The organism is Mesobacillus sp. LC4, assembly GCF_053543455.1.
This window is the reverse complement of record NZ_JBGCUB010000002.1, coordinates 631,264-650,620: the sequence shown is the minus strand read 5'-3', so window position 1 is coordinate 650,620 and position 19,357 is coordinate 631,264. Positions and strand designations below refer to the sequence as shown.

At 45.0% G+C, this 19,357-nt stretch carries 15 protein-coding genes and 1 other annotated feature; of the genes, 6 read left to right on the top strand and 9 right to left on the bottom strand.

Annotated features, from left to right (window positions below; genetic code table 11):
* Positions 1-114 precede the first annotated feature (114 nt).
* Together iadA and yfcC are read right to left on the bottom strand one after the other, a co-directional pair.
* Positions 115-1,284, bottom strand: coding sequence for a beta-aspartyl-peptidase (gene iadA / locus AB5I83_RS09470; RefSeq protein ID WP_448974812.1), 1,170 nt, complete (start codon positions 1,282-1,284; stop codon positions 115-117).
* Between the two features lie 30 nt (positions 1,285-1,314).
* A complete protein-coding gene (gene yfcC / locus AB5I83_RS09465; protein WP_448974810.1) occupies positions 1,315-2,811 on the bottom strand; it encodes a putative basic amino acid antiporter YfcC in 1,497 nt (498 codons plus the stop codon).
* A gap of 191 nt (positions 2,812-3,002) precedes the next feature.
* Here yfcC and AB5I83_RS09460 point away from each other — a divergent pair, with 191 nt between their 5' ends.
* From AB5I83_RS09460 to AB5I83_RS09435, 6 genes are all read left to right on the top strand, one after another.
* Complete coding sequence (locus AB5I83_RS09460) at positions 3,003-5,039, top strand: sigma-54 interaction domain-containing protein (protein WP_448974808.1); 2,037 nt, start codon at positions 3,003-3,005, stop codon at positions 5,037-5,039.
* 26 nt (positions 5,040-5,065) lie between these two features.
* Positions 5,066-5,452 (top strand): hypothetical protein, encoded by a 387-nt coding sequence (locus tag AB5I83_RS09455; protein ID WP_448974806.1) that lies wholly within the window; start codon positions 5,066-5,068, stop codon positions 5,450-5,452.
* Positions 5,453-5,544: 92 nt separating this feature from the next.
* Positions 5,545-5,789, top strand: a binding site (T-box leader).
* An 87-nt stretch (positions 5,790-5,876) separates the two neighbouring features.
* Entirely contained in the window at positions 5,877-7,217 is a 1,341-nt protein-coding gene (locus AB5I83_RS09450) for a sodium-dependent transporter (RefSeq protein ID WP_448974804.1), read from the top strand.
* Between the two features lie 179 nt (positions 7,218-7,396).
* The gene (locus AB5I83_RS09445) at positions 7,397-8,905 is read left to right on the top strand and encodes a spore germination protein (RefSeq protein ID WP_448974802.1); all 1,509 of its coding nucleotides are present in this window, start codon (positions 7,397-7,399) and stop codon (positions 8,903-8,905) included.
* 16 nt (positions 8,906-8,921) lie between these two features.
* Complete coding sequence (locus AB5I83_RS09440) at positions 8,922-10,049, top strand: GerAB/ArcD/ProY family transporter (protein ID WP_448974800.1); 1,128 nt, start codon at positions 8,922-8,924, stop codon at positions 10,047-10,049.
* Positions 10,030-11,157, top strand: a complete 1,128-nt coding sequence (locus tag AB5I83_RS09435) for a Ger(x)C family spore germination protein (protein WP_448974798.1) — start codon at positions 10,030-10,032, stop codon at positions 11,155-11,157. The genes AB5I83_RS09440 and AB5I83_RS09435 overlap by 20 nt, the downstream gene beginning before the upstream one ends.
* Positions 11,158-11,205: 48 nt before the next feature.
* Here AB5I83_RS09435 and AB5I83_RS09430 read toward each other — a convergent pair whose 3' ends face one another.
* The 7 genes from AB5I83_RS09430 to AB5I83_RS09400 all read right to left on the bottom strand — a co-directional run bounded on the left by AB5I83_RS09430 (position 11,206) and on the right by AB5I83_RS09400 (position 19,148).
* A complete protein-coding gene (locus AB5I83_RS09430) occupies positions 11,206-12,399 on the bottom strand; it encodes a PDZ domain-containing protein (protein WP_448974795.1) in 1,194 nt (397 codons plus the stop codon).
* 423 nt (positions 12,400-12,822) lie between these two features.
* Complete coding sequence (locus tag AB5I83_RS09425; RefSeq protein WP_448974793.1) at positions 12,823-14,274, bottom strand: S41 family peptidase; 1,452 nt, start codon at positions 14,272-14,274, stop codon at positions 12,823-12,825.
* A gap of 202 nt (positions 14,275-14,476) precedes the next feature.
* Complete coding sequence (locus AB5I83_RS09420) at positions 14,477-15,787, bottom strand: murein hydrolase activator EnvC family protein (RefSeq protein WP_448974791.1); 1,311 nt, start codon at positions 15,785-15,787, stop codon at positions 14,477-14,479.
* A gap of 116 nt (positions 15,788-15,903) precedes the next feature.
* A complete protein-coding gene (ftsX, locus tag AB5I83_RS09415; RefSeq protein ID WP_448974789.1) occupies positions 15,904-16,797 on the bottom strand; it encodes a permease-like cell division protein FtsX in 894 nt (297 codons plus the stop codon).
* Entirely contained in the window at positions 16,787-17,473 is a 687-nt protein-coding gene (gene ftsE / locus AB5I83_RS09410; protein ID WP_448974787.1) for a cell division ATP-binding protein FtsE, read from the bottom strand. Before ftsE ends, ftsX begins: the two co-directional genes overlap by 11 nt.
* A 446-nt stretch (positions 17,474-17,919) precedes the next feature.
* Complete coding sequence (cccB, locus tag AB5I83_RS09405; protein ID WP_167833192.1) at positions 17,920-18,234, bottom strand: cytochrome c551; 315 nt, start codon at positions 18,232-18,234, stop codon at positions 17,920-17,922.
* Between the two features lie 50 nt (positions 18,235-18,284).
* Positions 18,285-19,148 carry a YitT family protein gene (locus tag AB5I83_RS09400; RefSeq protein WP_167833193.1) on the bottom strand — a complete coding sequence of 288 codons (864 nt, stop codon included), beginning with the start codon at positions 19,146-19,148 and terminating at the stop codon, positions 18,285-18,287.
* Positions 19,149-19,357 lie beyond the last annotated feature (209 nt).

The window sequence follows — 19,357 nt, the reverse complement described above, 5'->3', positions numbered from 1 at the left end:
TTTATCAGCGGATTTTTAATTATATCGACCAAATTTTTGAATATATCGACCAAGTGTCCAAACAACACTTGCATAGAGTAAAAAAACCTTGACCGCGGTCAAGGTTTTTCTAATTTATTCAAATGTTCCCTTCACAACTGGTACAGCGTTTTCTACCATGGCCTTCCCCATCGCAATCACAGTGTCAATCTCTAGGTTTGCATCCAGCAGCACAAGGTCTGCGTCACGACCTGTTTCGATACACCCTTTTTGCGAAAGCTTTAGAATCGTCGCCGGGTTCGAGGTGATGACGCGGATGGCCACTTCGAGCGGAATCCCTTCCCCTAAGACAGCATCCTTGACCGCTTCGTACAAAGAAGAAACTTGTCCAATCTGCAGGCCGACCAATTCACCATTTTCATCGAAATCCGGCAGGCTGGCCTGTCCGTCAGATGTAAAAGTGATTTGGCCGATTCCTACTCCGGCATCCAGCATGCGTTTCAAAGCAACGCTGCATTTTACCTCGCCCTCCTCTAAAAACTTCGGAATTGAACTTGTTGTAAAATCAACCCAGCCGCCTTTTTTCGCATACTCAATACCAGCCTCGAACAAATGCGGGTTGCGGTTGATATGGGTAGGATAAAACTGCCTAATTGGGATATCGGTATTTTCGATAACCTCCTCAATCAGCTGTAAATGGTCATAGCTGTCACCAACATGGACATTGACGATGCCGCTCTTGCCTGAAAGCATTCCGCCAATGCGAGCTGCCGAAGCGATCTTCGCCAATTCTTCAGCTGTCGGCTGCGATGAGCGATGGTCAGCAATCGCAATCTCTCCTGCGCCGATAATTTTATCTATTAAAATGATATCGTCCTCGATTTTCCCGGTCAGTGTTTTGACCGGGACCTGATAGGAACCTGTCTGTACATAGGTGGTAATCCCTTCTTCCTCAAGCCCGCGAGCTTTGGCAATGAGGTTTGACATCGTCCGTGTCGTCCCGTCGGTGCCGAGCACACCGACGAGCGTCGTAATCCCTGCAGTCGTTGCCTGTGTCAGCTGGATTTCCGGCGTCCTCGTCCGGAACCCGCCTTCACCGCCCCCGCCAATCAGATGGACATGGGAATCGATGAAACCCGGAACAATCCTTTTGCCGGTTGCATCGATCACCTTCATATCAACGAAGTTTTCCGGGACTTCAATTTCATCCTCGATAAAGCCGATTTTACGATCCACAAGCAATATATCTTTCTTTCCCAGGTAATCTGGTGCGTAAATGTCTCCATTTTTGATTAACGTCAGCACTAGGGTCCCCTCCTGCAATTCTTTTTCCCATTATAAACCAATGGATACAGCAATGATAATAAATATGATGGATACTGCTATTAACAGAAGCATGAACTTGCCGATGAATTTTGCCCATACTCCCCAGTCAATCCGAGCTGCTCCCAGCGTACCGATTAGTGCAGCTGAAGTCGGAACGATGATGTTTGTCAAGCCGTCACCAAGCTGGAAGGCCAGTACAGCAACCTGGCGGGAAACTCCGGCGATATCGGCTAGCGGAGCCATTAATGGCATCGTCAATGCAGCCTGGCCCGACCCCGAAACGACGAAAAAGTTGAAAATAGACTGGAATAAGTACATAAACACCGCCGAAACCGATGCCGGCAGGTCACCAATCGCCTGGCCTGCACCATAGAGCATCGTGTTAAGCACGGACGGTGCATCAGGGCTGTCGCCGCCAAGGATGATGACAATTCCTTTCGCCATGCCGACGACTAAGGCAGCTGGCAATAAGTCCTTCGCTCCGTCAATGAACCCATCTGCAATATCATTCACTTTCATATTGTTCAGTTTGAAAATGACCCCAATGATTCCGGCAACAAGCCCGATGGTGAAGAACTGTGAAGCAATCTCCGGAATATAGTATGCATGCTCAATGACTCCCCAGACAATCCAGGCGATGCCAGCAGCAATTGTCAATATCACGAGGCTGTGCCCCAGAGTGAACTTCACATTCAAATTATGATTACTCATATCCTTGCGGAAATAGTCGTCGCTGCCGTATGACAGGGATTTCACCGGGTCCTTCTTGATGCTTGAAGCATAACGCCATGTGTAGATGATCCCGAGCAGCGTGAACACCGCCCACATCGCCATACGGAACGGAGACTCGGACAAAACAGGCACACCAGAAATCCCCTGTGCGATTGCGACACCGAACGGATTCATCCAGGATGTCGCGAATCCTATCTGCGTTGCCACATAAGTGATCATCACTCCTGTAATGGCGTCATATCCAAGCGCCACCATCAGAGGTACGAGGATCATCGCGAAGGCGATCGCTTCCTCACCCATTCCAAAAACAGCTCCGCCAAGTGAGAATAAGAAAAACATGATCGGGATGATCAGGATTTCCCTGCCCTTTGTCTTATCGATGACATTGAGGATTCCTTCCTCAATCGCCCTTGTTCTCATGATGATGCCAAAAGCCCCGCCAATGATTAAAATAAAGGCGACAACTCCGACAGCAGAGCCCCATTTATCACCAGAAACCAACCCTTCAAAGACAAAGTTCAGGAAGCCTGCTTCACCGCCTGCTTCAAACAAATCGGTTCCTTTATGGACTGGATTTCCCTGTTCATCTTTTACAATCTGAAAACTTTCAGGATCCAATACAGTCTTCGTTTTTTCCTCACCATTGTCACTATAGGTGATTTCCTTTGTTTCGAATTGGCCAACCGGCACAAAATACGTCACGATGGCCGCAAGCATGACAACGAAAAACACGATTACAAATGTGTGCGGTACCTTCCATACTTTATTTCCCAATCCTAAAACCCCCTTGAAATAATAAAAAATTGCTCATTATAAGTTTTTGCAATTTTCATGCCAATGTTTAAAAACCCCCTACACCTTTGAAAAATCACACATCCTTGCTGAAAACCAGACTTGAATTGGTTCTAATTGGTTGTTTAAATGATATAATAAATCCAAGACACAACCAAAAGGAACCAATTAAAATGAAAAAACAAGTCATTCTTTTAGCCGGAACAAGAGAAACAAGATTGGCGCTACATGACCAACTAGAAAGCATACTAGGAAATTATGTATCAATCATGAGTCATTCTTCAGAGGAAGCATTGCCGGAAAGGATTTCTGATAAAATTGTCATTTATTCATCCTATCTGATTGAGGAAGAAGTCAAGCATGTCATTGGTGAAGGCTGTGAGGTGATTATCTCGAACAGGACCATTAACCATCAGTATATCGACAGGCTGTTCAGCCTCCCCGCCGGCACAAATGTCCTCTATGTGAATGACTTTCCTGAGAGCGTGAATGACTCCATTCACACCTTAAAAGCACTAGGTATCGATCACTTACATTACCATCCCTTTTTTCCAGGAATAAAATACCCCCAAACCATCGATATTGCCGTCACCCCCGGGGAAATGGAGCTGATTCCCGATACAATCACTACCAAGATCAATCTCGGCGTCCGGCTGATCGATATCCATACGATCATGAAAATCGTTGACCGCCTCGGCTTGCCTGAGGCCCTAGGGATTCAGGTCGCTGACAGATATACGAGGAGGATCATTGAACTAAGCCAAAAACTGTCTTTCCTAAAAGAGGAAGCCGTTAAGTTGAATCAGTACTTGAAACATGTAGTCGATGGTGTCAATGATGGCATTCTGGCCCTGGATTCCACAGGCAGCATTACGGTCTTCAATGATGTTCTGGAAAAAATCACAGGCATCCCAAAGGAAAGGGCCCTGAACAGGAAGGTGAATGAAGTTTTCCATAACCCTGAGCTTCTTCACTTCCTCCTAAAAGAAGCAGGTGAAGAGGTACCCTATCCATTCCTCGTACGAAAAACGAATGTCATGGTCCACCGGATGCCTATTGACCAGGAAAAGACGGTTGTGGCCACATTCAAGAATATGGATGAAACAATCGAAATGGAGAAAGCGGTCAGGTTAGAGTTACAGAAGAAAGGATATATAGCGAAGCATACTTTTGAAAATATCCTTGGTAAAAGCAAAACAATCAAAGAGACGAAGAAAATTGCCCGCAAGCTGGCGAGGACCCACCTGCCAATCCTCATCCAGGGAGAAAGCGGGACAGGGAAAGAGCTTTTCGCAAGCGCCATCCATATGGTATCGAGCCGCAGGGACGCTCCATACCTGGCAATCAACTGCAATGCACTGCCGGAAGATCTGCTGGAAAGCGAATTGTTCGGGTATGAAGAAGGCTCTTTTACAGGTGCAAGAAAAGGAGGCAAAAAAGGCGTATTCGAACAGGCGGATGGCGGCACCCTGTTTCTCGATGAAATTGGGGATATCAGCATGAAGCTTCAAGCGAGGCTTTTGCGTGTTCTGCAAGAACAAGAGATTCGGCGGATAGGAGGCACCAGGAACATCCCTGTCGATGTACGGATCATCGCGGCCACGAACAAGAACCTCAAGGAAATGATCGAGAAAGGTGAATTCCGTGAGGACCTCTATCACCGCTTGAAGGTTTTGTCACTCAGCCTGCCTCCTCTCCGGGAACGAAAGGAAGACATTCCATTATTGGTTCAGCATTTCATCTATGAAAGCCATAAGCCTAAGGCGCAAATCGAAAGAGACGCCATTTTAAAATTGACAGGATTGGAATGGAAGGGCAATATCCGCGAACTGAAAAATACTTTGCTCTACATGCTCGCTGTTTCCGAAGGCGACACCATCTCTACAGAAGACCTCCCTGTCGATCAGCAGGAAAAGAGCAGCACTGGCGAGACAGGACTCACCGGTTATAAGAAGGCCGAAGAGTACAAAACACTTCTTCAGTTCATAAAAGAATTGAACTCGGCAGGAAAAAGCGCTGGGAGGCCGCAGCTAAGCCTTATGATGTCGAACACGAGCAGTCCGCTTACTCAACAGCAAATTCGGCTGCGCTTAAAAGAACTCGAACAACAAGGCTTGGTCACCGTCCGCCGCGGCAGAAGCGGAACCATGATCACCCAGAAAGGAATGGAGGCATTGGAACAGCAGCATCACAACACTTTTAGCATATAATGAACAGCGAAGGCGAGGAGGCGGATATGATGTGTGTATCAAATAATGCAATTGAACTTCAGGCCTGCCATTATTTCGAAAAGATCCTGGATTGCCCCACATACAAAGTTGTGCGCGTCGATTTTGTCGGCGGCACTTTTATTGAAAGTGACCTGAAGACCTCCTTAAAAACTAAGATTCAAGAAGTTGAGAATATCCCATTGATCAAGGAGGTTATATTACAAACAAAAGCTGGAAAACAATTCACTGTGGAGCCCGATGAATTGGGTCTTAAATTTGCTAATGGAGACCTGAGTTACAGACAGTACCTTCTTGAAAAAAAACACACGTCCTTGAAGATGCTTGGTTACACGTCCGGGTTCATAGGTTTATTCACGGCCATGGCCTGGGCATTTTTCAGTTATTTCTTATAGGACCAGGCAATCGCTTGTTGGGTAGCATAAAAAAACTATTCTTGACACCCCTTCATTATCACACTATAATTTCTAGTAATATATTTTAATAAGTTGAAGCGTTGAAGAGAGTCTATTAAGCCGGTCTCCCTGTTAATAGAGAATCAGTGGTTGGTGGAAACTGATACAAAGACATGGTGAATTTCGTTCTTGGAGCTTTTCCTTTTAAAAATAGCTGTTTTCGCATCGGTGAAAAGAGCATTAAAAAGGAACGGTTTGGTCCGTTATCCAGTAACTTGAGCGGGAAGCAGCTTGCTTCCAAATAGGGTGGTACCGCGTGTTCAGCCACGTCCCTATCCAGATTGATGGATAGAGGCGTGGCTTTTTATTTTGCCCAATCCTCTATCATCATCAGCTGAAATAGAGAGAAAAAGGGAGAATACACATGGAGAAAGAACAATGGTCATCGAAAATCGGGTTCATACTGGCCGCAGCAGGGTCAGCGATTGGCATCGGAGCAATCTGGAAGCTGCCTTATGTAACGGGAGTGAGCGGCGGCGGAGCATTTTTCCTGATGTTTATCTTATTTTCATTATTCATCGGGTTGCCATTATTGCTTGCGGAGTTTGTCATCGGCCGCAGCACTGGAAAGGAAGCAATCCGTGCCTACCTGGAAATCGCGCCGAAAAGCAAATGGTATTTGATCGGGATACTTGGTGTTGTCACCAGCTTCGTGCTGCTAAGCTTCTACAGTGTAGTCGGCGGCTGGATCAGCCTTTATTTTGTAAAAGGACTTGCTGGCGGTGTGATCGAAGAAGGTGCTGATTATGGAAGCTTGTTCGGACAGACGATCAGCAGTCCATGGAGCGTGCTCGCTGCCCAGGCTGCCTTCTTATTGATCACGATTATTGTTGTTGCCAAAGGAGTTCAATCCGGGATCGAAAAAGCAAGCAAAATCCTGATGCCGGCGTTGTTCCTGCTTTTCATCATTCTGATCATCCGCTCACTGACACTGGAAAACGCGCTTCAAGGCGTGAAATTTTTCCTTGCGCCAGATTTTTCAAGCATTACGTCGGAAAGCATCCTGTTCGCGATGGGACAATCATTTTTCTCCCTGAGTGTCGGTGTATCCGTAATGGTCACTTATAGCTCATACCTGCCGAAGAAAGGCAGCATTGTCCAGCCTGCTCTGTCAGTTGTCGGGATGAACCTGTTCATAGCACTGCTTGCCGGGCTGGCAATCTTCCCTGCTGTATTTTCGCTCGGATTTGAACCGGCGGAAGGACCTGGATTGCTGTTCGTCGTCCTTCCAGCTGTTTTTGAAAAAATGTTCCTAGGTGAACTTTTCCTGCTGCTGTTCCTAGCATTATTCCTGTTCGCGACCCTGACCTCGGCATTTTCAATGCTGGAAATTGTCGTCGCCACCCTTGCGAAAGGCGATCCGAGGAAGCGCACCAGATTTGCCTGGGTTGCCGGCGGCTTGATTTTCCTGCTCGGCATCCCTTCAGCCCTGTCATTCGGGACCTTGGCGGAAGCAACCGTTTTCGAGAAAAACATCTTCGACACGGCCGACTTCCTTGTCAGCAACATCCTAATGCCACTAGGAGTCTTGCTGATTTCGATTTTCGTACCGCTGAAAATCAAAAAAGAAGTATTGCGGCAGGAGCTGCTAAAGGATTCAAAAGGAGGCAGCCTGCTCTTTACCCTCTGGTACAACGTGATGAGATTCGTCATACCTGTGGTGATCATCATCGTATTCCTTGATTCATTGGGAGTTTTAACATAGGAAGCTGACAAAACGTCAGCTTCTTTTTTCATTTTGCCACTCAGATTTAACTCTACCTCCTTCTGAACACCTTATGTTGTTCACGTTTTCTTCAAGCAGCCATTCAAACTATCAGAAGTATAATTTTTCCCATTAAGGCAAAACCTTTTGAGTAGATGACTGCATCGGAGGGATTTTTGATGTTCTTCAAGAAAAAGAAAGCCGAAGCCAGCACCAGCATGAATCAAAAAAACCTCGAAGACAAGGAATTAATCCCTGTAAATGGGGCTGAATTCACCCAAAAGATGAAGGAGCACTTCCATGATAGTGCGGATTTAAATGTTAAGGAACTCCCGAATGGATATACTTTGATTTTTTTCGATACTTTAACAGATAAGAAGATGATGAATGAAGATGTACTCGCTCGTCTCGAGAATGCACAAGCTTCACCAAACGATGCGATTAAGCATATTACCGTTTCCAGCACTTCCAAACAGAAATATATAGAAGATGTGATTGATTCGATTTTACACGGAGCAGTGGCCGTCCATTCGCCAGGACACCCAGTCATCATTACCGCAATGGTAGGCACACAGGAAAACCGATCATTGACGCGGCCAGAAAATGAGTCACAGGTATTGGGATCGCAAATCGCCTTTAATGAGAGCATGGCCACGAATATCTCCCTTATCCGCAGGTATCTCACCAACCCTAATATCTGCAATGAAAGCTTTACTGTAGGAAAACAAACGAGGTCAGGAGTTTCGCTTCTTTATATGAAAGGAATTGCTGATGAAGAAATGGTTGACAGGATGCGTGAAAGAATCAAGAACATTCAAATTGACAGCATTCTTGACAGTTCGATCCTGGTTCAATTGATAGAGGATAATTCATTGGCCATTTTTCCGCAAATGCTGATGACAGAAAGGCCTGACCGCGCCTGTGCATGGCTGCTTAACGGTAAACTAGTTGTCCTTGTGGACGGAAGCGTACAAGTTATTGGAGCGCCCCATTCTTTCATTGAATTTTTCCAAAGCATGGAGGATCAAAGTGTGCGGTGGCAAATCGCTACCTTCCTTCGTGGATTAAGGATTTTTTCAATGATTGTTTCTATATTCTTCACGCCCATTTACGTTGCTTCATTGACATTCCATTACGAAATCATCCCCCAGACCCTGCTAATCCCTCTGGGTGAATCAAGGTCCAAGGTTCCTTTCCCGCCTATAATCGAAGCATTGCTGCTGGAAACGATGATTGAGCTCTTGAGAGAAGCTGGAGCCCGCTTGCCGACAAAAGTCGGCCAGACAATGGGTATCGTAGGCGGTATCGTTGTCGGTACAGCTGCCGTGGACGCTGGTTTCACGAGTAATATCCTGATTATCATCATAGCCGTTAGTGCGCTTGCATCCTTTACGACCCCAAGTTATATGATGGGCAATGTCATCAGGGTATTACGATTCCCATTGATTATCCTTGCAGGATTTTGGGGCTTTTACGGGCTAATGGTCGGCTTCTGCTTCCTTCTGATTCACTTAATCAGGCAATCAAGCTTAGGCAGCCCATTTCTTGCACCATTTTACCCGCCCCGGCTTGCCGATTGGCGGGATAGCATCATCCGCATGCCAATAGGGTGGACAAATACAAGACCAGCACAATCGAGGCCACAGGACAAACTGAAATACGATGCTCGCGAATCTGATAAAAAGTAAAGTTGTGGTGTTACAGATGAAGGTGTTAATCGAGCCAAAACCTCATACAATGGTCAATACTTTCCTGCTGTTTTTTATTGTCCATTCCATGCAGATTGGTGTGGGCATTCAAGGCTTCCAGCGAATCATCTATCTGGAAGCAAAGCATGACGCCTGGATTTCCGTTATCCTCGGCGGAATCGCCACTGCCATAGTCGGCTTTGTCATGGTGAAAATAATGGCTGCCTATGAATCCTCAGACCTTTTTGGGGTTCAATATGATGCAATGGGGAAATGGATCGGCAATTTGCTGAATTTCCTTTTCGTCCTTTACTTTCTTGGCGCCTTCCATATCATCATCCGCAACTATATCGAAGTGATACAGGCATGGGTTTTCCCTGAAGTCCCTAACTGGCTTCTGGCATTTACAATTGTCTATCTTGTGTATTACGGCCTGAACGGCGGGCTGCGGACAATTGTCGGCGTCAGTTTCTTCAGCGTGGTTTTATCTTTATGGCTGATCCTCATGCTCGCCTATCCATTTCAGTTTGCCAATTGGGATTATTTATTCCCGATTTTGGAATCCAGCCTGACAGAAATCGCAATGGGAGCAAAACAAATGACCTTTACAGCAATCGGTTTTGAGATCATCCTGGTGATTTTTCCTTTTTTAAAAGAAAAAGAGAAGGTCCAAAAACATATGCAATTAGGGTTGCTATTCACCACCGTTTTATATCTTGCGCTGATGGTCGTCTCCCTGGCTTATTTCAGCGGAGGCCAGCTGGAACGGACGATTTGGGGCACACTTTCCCTTTTTAAAATCGTCCGATTCCCTTTTATTGAACGTTTCGAGTATGTGGCGATCACCTTCTGGATCTTGCTGATTCTCCCAAACCTCATGCTGTATTTGTGGGCTGCAACACGCGGAGTGTCAAGAATGCTGAATAAAAAGGAGAAGAAGGTCGGCTGGTTCCTGCTGGTGCTTATTTATATTACCCTGGTATATCCATTGAACAGGACCCAAATCAACATGATGAATGATTATTTTGCCAAAGGAGCATTTTATCTCATCTTTGGATATCCATTCCTCCTTTATGCAGCTGTTTTAGTCAAGAAGAAATTTTTCAAAAAAAAGGGTGGGGCCAATGCAGAAAATCATCAGTAGACTTACAGCTTTGCTGCTAGTGCCCATTTTGCTCATAGGCTGCGCTGAACCAAAGACACTTGAGCGAATGGGGCTGATAACAACCATTGGTTATGACGTTACGGAGAATGGAAAAATCCTGACTACAATGGTGTTGCTTCAGATCGATCCCGAAGCTCCACAAAATTTTGCTGTCCTTACCACGAAAGCGGATACCACCAAAGGGGCCAGAATTAAGGCTGACCTGAAGAGCCCGAAAAAGTTGCAATCCGGCCAGCTGAGGGTTGCCCTTTTCAGTGAGGAAGTCGTCAAGAAAGGCCTTGTCACTCTGGCCGACACCCTTGCGCGGGATCCCGCCATCAGCGATCTTACTTATTTAGCTGTTGTTGAAGGAAATGTGAATAAAATGCTAAATATGGAGAACAAGAAGTTTTCGGATATAAGCCAGCTGATTTATAAAGAATTGGATCAAAACATAAAAGGCGAAACCATCCCTTCAGCAACACTGCAGGAAGTCATGCATGATTACTATTCTGAAGGTATCGATCCATCTATGCCTACCTTAAAAACAATCAATGGGGAAATACAAATCACCGGCATGGCCCTGATTAAAAGAGACAAGATGGTCGGTAAAGTCGGCATTGAAGAATCCTTTTATTTAAAATTGATCAACGACCGCTATACTGTTGGTTCGATTGAAATGCCAATCAGCAATGAAGGAATACAATATCTTCAGGAACCGGAAGGAACTGATAAGTTAATCGTCGTCTTAGATACGATCAAAAGCAGAAGCCATATCAATCTCATTAACAAAGAACAGCTTGAATTTGAATTGAAAATAAAGCTGAACACAAGGCTAATGGAAATCAACCAGGCGGTGGATCTCAAGAATCCTGCCAATCTGAAGCAAATCGATAAAGAACTGAGTAAAAAAATGGAAGATGATTTAGGAAAATTCCTCGCAAAAACAAGAGAACTCGGTACAGACCCCTTCGGCTTCGGAGATATTTATCGCAAAAGCGTCAGAGAGTCAAACATGACGGCCGAGAAATGGCATGAGATGTATCCCGAAAGCAAAGTCAATGTGAAGATTGATTTGGAGATTGTGAGGACCGGGGTAGTGGAGTAGACGATTCATGCAAAGCAAAAGCGGGAGGCCTTTAATAGGTCTCCCGCTTTACACGACTTCACTGTCCCACTTCTTTTCATCCTGTACAAAAAGGATGCCTAATTCGTGATGATCGCCTTCATACAACGCTCTTTGCACGAAGCGGATTTGCCCGTTCGTATCGAGGACTTCCAGCTTGCAATGCGCCCTGTTTCGGGATAAAACCTCGTAAAATGATTGTTCATCATGAACATTCGTGCCATTGACCTTGGTGACAAGCTCGCCTACACCAAGAGCCATTTTATCGGCAGGAGATTCTGGTAGGATACCGAGAATCATCACGCCATGGTTCTTTTTCGAAAAATAGAACGGCCTGCTCTCTTCTTGCATCCGCTGTGTCAATGTCAGGGCTTCTCGCCCGATGATGGCGAGCGACACAGCAGCCACGCAAGCGATTGGATACCAGTAACCTGCTGCTGCAACCAGCGTAATCAGGATTCCAAGGCCTGTTACACGGCTGCCCAGCTGTTGGACCGCTTCTTTAGGCAGCATCCCCTGGACTTGCTGATGCATACCGATCGCAAACGGCACAAGAATCAATGAATATGTATTGTCTCCGAGGGCGAACACCGGCCACCACTCGAATGGCAGCGTCAGCACACTGCCCGGCACAAGCATGAATGCCGGAATCACCCACAGACGTTTAACCTCGTGGACACCAACCGTTTGGCCGCGCTTGCTCTTCTTCAATTTAGGTGAAGTCCCCTTTTTCCCATTTCGTAAAATAAGGAAACCTTCGCCAATCGTCAATAATGCTAATAAAATCGCAATCGATGGATAGATTTTTTCATCAAGGGTTGAGAATAAATCGCCTGCTAATGGAAGGTCGATTTCCTTTCCTGATAGGAAGATTAATGCGAAAAACGCCGCACCGATCGTATAGGCAGGCGTAAGCAGCCTGACTTTTGTTAGCAGACTCAACAGGAGAGTTGCTGTGGCAACCAAAGCAATGGCTGCGAACGGAATCGCAATTCCCGCCGCAATGACGATGATGGAGATAACGAGACCCACCAGCAATCCCAACGGAACCAGCTGCCTGAGTTCAAAATAAGCATCCTGCGCCCGCACCGTGAAGTTCTTCCGCTCCCGCCTCACACGCGAAACACCAAGGACCGCCGCTATAATAAAAGAATAATAGAACACAGGGTGAAGCAGAAGCCTGCCCGTCCCTTTCAAAAGTTCAATGAACCAATCCTGTGCCACCCCTATGTCACCAGCCTTCAAAAATTACATGATATTAAGCTTATTCTATCAAATCTGGATGGTAAAACCTATCAATAGTTGAGGAATATTGATGGGATTTTTTTCTTGTGGATCTATTGCGGGTGATTATGCCGTAGATTCAGGTTCTATTGAGGTAGATTCGGTCTAATTCGCTTATTTGAGTGCATTGATTTCACGAAAACCCATCAGATTAGGGTGTTATTTGGGTTTAAAGATGCACTGGAAAAATTATTCTGTTCGTTCAACCCGATAATTGCACGCTCATCATTAATAATTGCACAGAGGCGACTGATAATTGCGCGTTCACTAACCGTAATTGCGCCTTCACCTTCATTAATTGCACCTTCATCCAAAATAAGGAAAAGCTGTACCCGATTTAATCTCGAGTACAGCTTCTTTTGCTCATTTCGCCAGCAGCCTCAATGCGGTCTGCAGCTGTAAGTCGTTTTCTTCTTGTTTCATCGCTTCTCTCGCTGCATCCTCGAGTGAGGTGGCTGTTTTTGCGTCAATGACACCTGTTACGGTCATGTCATTTTTCCGCTGGAATGCTTTGACGGCAATTTCGGTCATGCCACTGTAGTAGCCATCAGTACGGCCCGGCTCAAATCCGAGACCTGCGAGGATTTCCTGCGCGTTTTTCACCTGCTCGTTATTCATATCGAGCTTGAGCGGCTTTTCAGCCTGGATAGGATGGGTATCATACAGCGCAGGCTGATTGACCTCGACAGTCGGCTCGATACCTTTTTTATGAATCCAGTTGCCATCAGGCGTAAGCCATTTGAACAGTGTCAGCTTGATATTGCTGCCATCCCCCATCGGCACAGCCTGCTGGACTGTCCCTTTGCCGAATGTCTTTTCGCCAATGACTGGATAGCCGCCTGCTTCCTTCAAAGCCCCAGCCAGAATTTCCGATGCAGATGCACTGCCATCGTCTGTCAACACCGCAACACGATATTGTTTCGCTTTTTCCAGATTGGAGAAATAACGAGTCTTATCGCCGCTGCGTTCCTCGATTTGATAAAGTGGTTTCGTTTTAGGAATAAGCTCACGCAGAATTTCTTCGACACTGGAGAGCAGCCCCCCAGGATTGCCTCGCACATCGATCAGCAGCGCATCCATTCCTTCTTTTTCAAAAGCCTTAAGCTCCTTGTTGAACTCCTTGGAGGTATCTTCTGAAAACGAGGTAATCTCCATATAGCCAATTTTCTCGCCATTTACCTTTTTCATGTCAGCATGAACGGTAATCTGCGGGATTTCGTCGCGAATCACTTTTACCATAAGGGGATCCTTCAAGCCTTTACGCTCGATTTCCAGCATAACAGGCGTCCCTTTTTTACCGCGAATCTTCAACGTCGCTTCATATAAATCCAATCCCTCGATACTCTCGCCATCGACCTTTAAAATCTGATCATTCGGCTTCAGTCCCGCCTTCTCTGCGGGTGAATTTTTAAAAGGAGAAACGATCACGATTTTTCCATCGACTGTACTGACCTCTGCACCAATCCCTTCAAAAGACGATTCGAGCGTCTCATTGAATTGTTTGGCCGTCTCCTTGTCCATATAGACAGAGTAAGGATCCTCCAGCTTTGAAAGCATTCCCTGGATCGCGCCTTCAATCAGCTCTTCTTCTTCCACCTTTTCAACGTAACTGTTAAAAATTAAACTGTATGCCTGCTCGACTTTTTCGAGACTGCTAGCATCGCCAGCCTGTGCACCCACCTGATTTTTCAGAGGCACGATTTGGCGTTCCAGAACCCCCGCCTTGCTTTCATACCATTGCATGCCGGCGTATGTACTCCCCGCTCCAGTCAGCAGCGAGCCCGCCATCAAAATGGCAATCCACTTACGTTCCATTGCCAAACTCCTCCCCGTTTACCGCATCAACTGCTCCTCCGCCGTAAAAATTTCTATGATTCCCATTATATGACGAAGAGGGACAGGGTATGAAGGATTAATTTTGGAGGCATGGCTATTATGGTTATATTTTACAAGTTTCTGAGAGGTTTAATCGGGAAAAATAAAAAGGAAGAGACTTGGAGGTCTCTTCCTGGATTTATTACATATATGCTTGTGGATTCACAGCATTCGACTTAGACGCGTTCCAAGAGCCTTTGTGAAGCTCAAAATGCAAATGCTGGCCATATGATTGTCCTGTATTGCCCATTACACCAATTTGTTGCCCGCGAGAAACGACTGCACCGTTTCCAGCCAATCTTGAGCTCATATGTGCATAAACAGTTGTCCATGTTTGCCCATTGATGGAGTGTGCAACAAAGATTACGTTTCCGTAGCTTGAAGAATAATATGAACGGATAACGACGCCATCTGCAGCAGCATAAATTGGCACATTAGCTGCCCTATTAGCAATATCCATACCCGCATGGAATGAACCCCATCGAGCACCTAGACCTGAGGTGATTCGACCGCTGGCCGGCATGATAATCATACCACCAGACGATGGTGCAGAAACAGCTGGTGCAGGATCTGGAGTTGAGCTAGTGCTGCCGCCACTACTTTTCTGTGCCGCCGCCGCCTCTGCTGCTGCTTTTCTTTGTCTTTCAAGTTCCGCCTGTCTTTCAGCTTCACGTTTCTGTGCCAACTTAATTGCCTGAGCCATGGCTGCTTCCTGTGCTGCCAAGACATCCGCAGCTTCTGCCAAGTCTAACTTTTCCGCATGCATCTGTTCCTCTTCATGTTTAAGCGAACTCATTAACTTATTTTTTTCTTCTATTTGCGCATTCAATTTAACTTTTAACGCCTCGAGATCTTTTTTCATTTCTTGAAGGCTATTAAGCTTGGTTTCAACTTCTTGTTGTTTCGCTTCAAGCTCTTCTTTATCCCTTGCATGCTGTTCAAGGATACCTTTGTCAGCTTGTACAATAGTTGTTACGGCACTCACTCGGTCAATGAAGTCGCTAAAACTATTTGCTCCTAGCAATACATCAATATAGTTTACTGAGCCACCGTTTTCCTGAAGAGAGCGTGCCTTGTCCTTTAACAGTTCGTTACGTTGATCAATGCGCTTTACCAATTCAGCAATCTCAACTTTTAGTTGCTCAATTTCCTCAGTTGTCTGCGCAATTTCAGCGTTCTTTGCTGCAATTTTCTGTTCGGCATCATTTACGGCAAAATCAAGCTTCTTGATTTGGTCATTTAACACCTGCTGCTCATTTTGCAGTTCACCGATTTTGGATTCCTTCTCATTAATTTCAGAAGAAATGCCTGAACGCTTTTGTTCAAGCTCTTCCTTCTGTTTTTGCATTTCCGAAATGCTTGCTGCTGTTGCTTGGTTTATTGATAATGGGCTAAGCAAAGAACCCAGGCTTAAAGTACTGACTACTGCTAGTGAGAGTATCTGCTTTTTCACTAGATCTTTCCCCTCTCTTACTCATGATAGTTTCGTAACTTTGTCTTTCTATCTATCGTCTATTGGCTATGTAGTGTTTAGAAGAATTTCCAGGTAAAACCCGGAAATTCATCCCATTACACTTTCAAGAATTTACGGACGGACATGAGACTTCCCCAGATTCCAATTGCTGCTCCCATTATGATCAGAATTGCTGATAACTGGTAAACAAACGGATTAAATTCAAGCAATTTGATAAAATGGTCTTTCAGCTTATCGTTAATGAAGTCGTAAGCATAATAATAGGCTGCGGAAACTACTCCGATCGGCACCACTGCCCCAAGGATTCCAAGCCAGAGGCCTTCAAGGAAAAATGGCCATCTGATGAAACCGTTCGTAGCACCTACAAGTCTCATAATTTCAATTTCTCGTCTTCGTGCCATGATCGTAATTTTTATTGTGTTAGAGATTAAGAACATGGCGGTGAAAAGTAGTCCGACAATCAGGACGAGCCCGACATTACGGCTTACTTTTATAAAACTGAATAATTTTTCAACCTTGCCTTGTCCATACTTTACGGAAGTGACAAAATTAAATTTCTCAATTTGCTTGGCAACTCTCATTGTGTCAGTAGGGTTTTTCGTCTTTACGACGAACACATCGTTCAAAGGATTGTCCTGTTCAAACAGCTGGAAGGCTTCCCCTTCATCTCCAAGACTTTTTATAAGACTTTCAAGTTCTTGTTCCTTTGATGAATAGGTTACATTCTTAATACCAGAAATCTGGTTTATTTGCTGCTCCAATACCTCTTTATCTTTGTCGTTCGCTGCTACATCCACATGGACTCGGATTTCAACATCCTCCTCGATTGTGGTTGCAACTTTATTTAAATTCATCATAATGACGAAAAAGACACCGACCAAAAGCAGGGTAACTGTAACGGCACTTACGGATGCGAATGTCATCCAGCCGTTTCGGCCCAAGCTTTTAAAGCTCTCACGAACGTGGCGGCGGAATGTTCTAGCTTTCATATCCGTATTCACCTTTCATTTCGTCACGGGCAATTCTGCCGTTCTCGATCGCGATGACGCGATGCTTGATTGTGTTGACGATTTCTTTGTTGTGGGTGGCCATGACAATCGTGGTTCCCCTCATGTTGATCTCTTCAAATATGTTCATGATTTCCCATGAAGTATCCGGATCAAGGTTTCCCGTAGGCTCATCAGCGATCACCACTTTTGGTGCGTTCACGATTGAACGAGCGATAGCAACACGCTGCTGCTCCCCGCCTGACAGCTCAGTAGGAAGTGCTCTTGCTTTGTGCTTAAGTCCTACCAGTTCCAGGGTTTCCATGACGCGCTTTTTAATATACTGTGGCTGTTCCTCGATCACTTCCATCGCAAAAGCGACATTTTCATAGACTGAAAGAGTGTTCAACAATTTAAAATCCTGGAACACGACGCCAATATTGCGGCGCAGCAATGGTACTTTGCTGTCCTTTAGCTTTGCCAGATTAACACCATTTATAATGATTGAACCTTGTGAAGGCTTAACTTCACGGTACATCATTTTGATAAAAGTAGATTTCCCAGCACCGCTGGGCCCTACTACGTATAAAAATTCACCTGCATCTATATGAACATTGATCCCATTAGCAGCTACGATGCCATTGGAATAGGTCTTATACACATCTTGCATATCTATCATTTTTGTATCACCTTAGATAGTTTGTCTTAAAACACATGGCTAAACTTCGACAATTTGTAACAAACCTATTATAGCATCTCAATCTATCAAAAAAACCCTTTTATATATTACAGTTTCTTTTCAAATATAGATTTTTATTCCATTAAATACCTGAAAAGGTTATTCTGTCTAGCTGTTCGAATGTGTGATAGCCTTACAAGCTAGCTATTTACCAAGGAAAATCCTTATATTATCTTGTTTGTAATTTAGTAGAATTTTTAGTTTTATTACTAATATGTAACGATATTTTTTCAAACTCTGTATGTACAAATTGTGAAGCTTGCTGAATTGCTAAATAATTTGGCGATTTTACAGAAATGCATAAAGACAGCAATTATGCTTAAGTATGATTGGAAAAAAGAGCAAAAAAAAAACGCCCTGAGATTGAGGACGTTTCCTTATAAGTATTATTTTTTGTTTGCCAGCCATTCAGCTACTGCTGATGCATCGTCGCCTTCAAGCAGTTTCGGAGGCATTGATCCCTGGCCGTTCGCAATTACACTTTCAATTTCATCCTGAGATAGACGAGAACCTACATCACTTAATTTTGGTCCTACGCCGCCTTCAAGATTGCCGCCATGGCAACTTGAACATTTTTGGTTAAAAAGCTTTTCCGGATCCGCACCAGCTGTGTCCCCGCCGCCAGCTTCATCACCGCCGCCACCGCAAGCTGCCAGTGCCAAGGAGGTTCCCATTAATAGAGCTAATAATTTCTTCTTCAACATAACTCCCCCTAAGAAAATTTTGCATACACGACTATTTTATACCAATATCAAGCTCTTTTAAAACCCTCGCCCAATACCTCTGAAGCATCCATTACAATGACAAATGCAGCAGGGTCAATGGATTGGACCAATTGTTTCAATTTTGTGAACTCCGTTTGATCCACAACACACATGATAATTGGCCGTTCCTGGTCGGTATAGCCGCCGTATGCTGATAGTTTTGTCACTCCGCGGTCTATTTTATTCAAAATGGCTTCACGAACTTCATCCTGGCGGTTCGTAATGACCATTGCCATCTTCGAGCGCCCAATTCCGACCTGCACTAAGTCGATGGTTTTACTAGTAACATACAGCCCAATCAAAGCGTAAAGACCGCGTTCAATATCAAATACAATCGCTGCAGATAATACAATCAGTCCATCAATGAGTGCCACACAGGTGCCAAGTGAGAGCCCCGTATACTTGTGGATGATCTGCGCCGCCAAATCGGTTCCGCCAGTCGATGCATTTCCTCTGAAAACAATGCCAAGACCAAGGCCCACACCGATTCCGCCGAACAACGATCCGAGCAACGGATCGAGAGTCCAAGGCTTTACGTCATTTGTCAAAAACACGACAAATGGAAGAAAAATGGTCCCTGCAAGAGTTTTATACCCATATTGGCGCCCCAGTAAAACAACCCCTGCAATAAACAGAGGGATATTAAAAGCCCACTGCACATACGCCGGCTCCCAGCCGAGCGTCGCATCCAAAATCGTACTGATCCCGCTGACCCCACCGGAAGCAACCCGGTTTGGCAGCAAGAATACATTGAAAGAAATGGCCACAATGCCAGAACCTATCAACACATATACATATTCAATCAGCTTTTCTAAAGTTGGATTTATCGTATGATTACGCCGTTTTTTCACAGTCCTATCCCCTTTTTCCTTTAATGCCGTCAGTGAGTATAGCACGTGTCGAATTTCCTGTAAACGCTAGCAGTGCGCCGTGTTAAAGGGTGAAAGTTGGTTTTGCATCCTTTTTTGTGTAGGTGGTATTTATGGCATAATTTCACCTCTATTTACTAACACTCCTTACAAAACCGTGAATCTTTACTAGCACTACGTTCTAAAAACTG

What these genes read in the sequence shown, in the direction of transcription:
- AB5I83_RS09460 (WP_448974808.1), top strand. Translation starts at nt 3,003, where the DNA reads ATGAAAAAACAAGTCATTCTTTTAGCCGGAACAAGAGAAACAAGATTG.
- AB5I83_RS09455 (WP_448974806.1), top strand. Translation starts at nt 5,066, where the DNA reads ATGATGTGTGTATCAAATAATGCAATTGAACTTCAGGCCTGCCATTAT.
- AB5I83_RS09450 (WP_448974804.1), top strand. Translation starts at nt 5,877, where the DNA reads ATGGAGAAAGAACAATGGTCATCGAAAATCGGGTTCATACTGGCCGCA.
- AB5I83_RS09445 (WP_448974802.1), top strand. Translation starts at nt 7,397, where the DNA reads ATGTTCTTCAAGAAAAAGAAAGCCGAAGCCAGCACCAGCATGAATCAA.
- AB5I83_RS09440 (WP_448974800.1), top strand. Translation starts at nt 8,922, where the DNA reads ATGAAGGTGTTAATCGAGCCAAAACCTCATACAATGGTCAATACTTTC.
- AB5I83_RS09435 (WP_448974798.1), top strand. Translation starts at nt 10,030, where the DNA reads ATGCAGAAAATCATCAGTAGACTTACAGCTTTGCTGCTAGTGCCCATT.
- AB5I83_RS09425 (WP_448974793.1), bottom strand. Translation starts at nt 14,274, where the DNA reads ATGGAACGTAAGTGGATTGCCATTTTGATGGCGGGCTCGCTGCTGACT.
- ftsX (WP_448974789.1), bottom strand. Translation starts at nt 16,797, where the DNA reads ATGAAAGCTAGAACATTCCGCCGCCACGTTCGTGAGAGCTTTAAAAGC.
- ftsE (WP_448974787.1), bottom strand. Translation starts at nt 17,473, where the DNA reads ATGATAGATATGCAAGATGTGTATAAGACCTATTCCAATGGCATCGTA.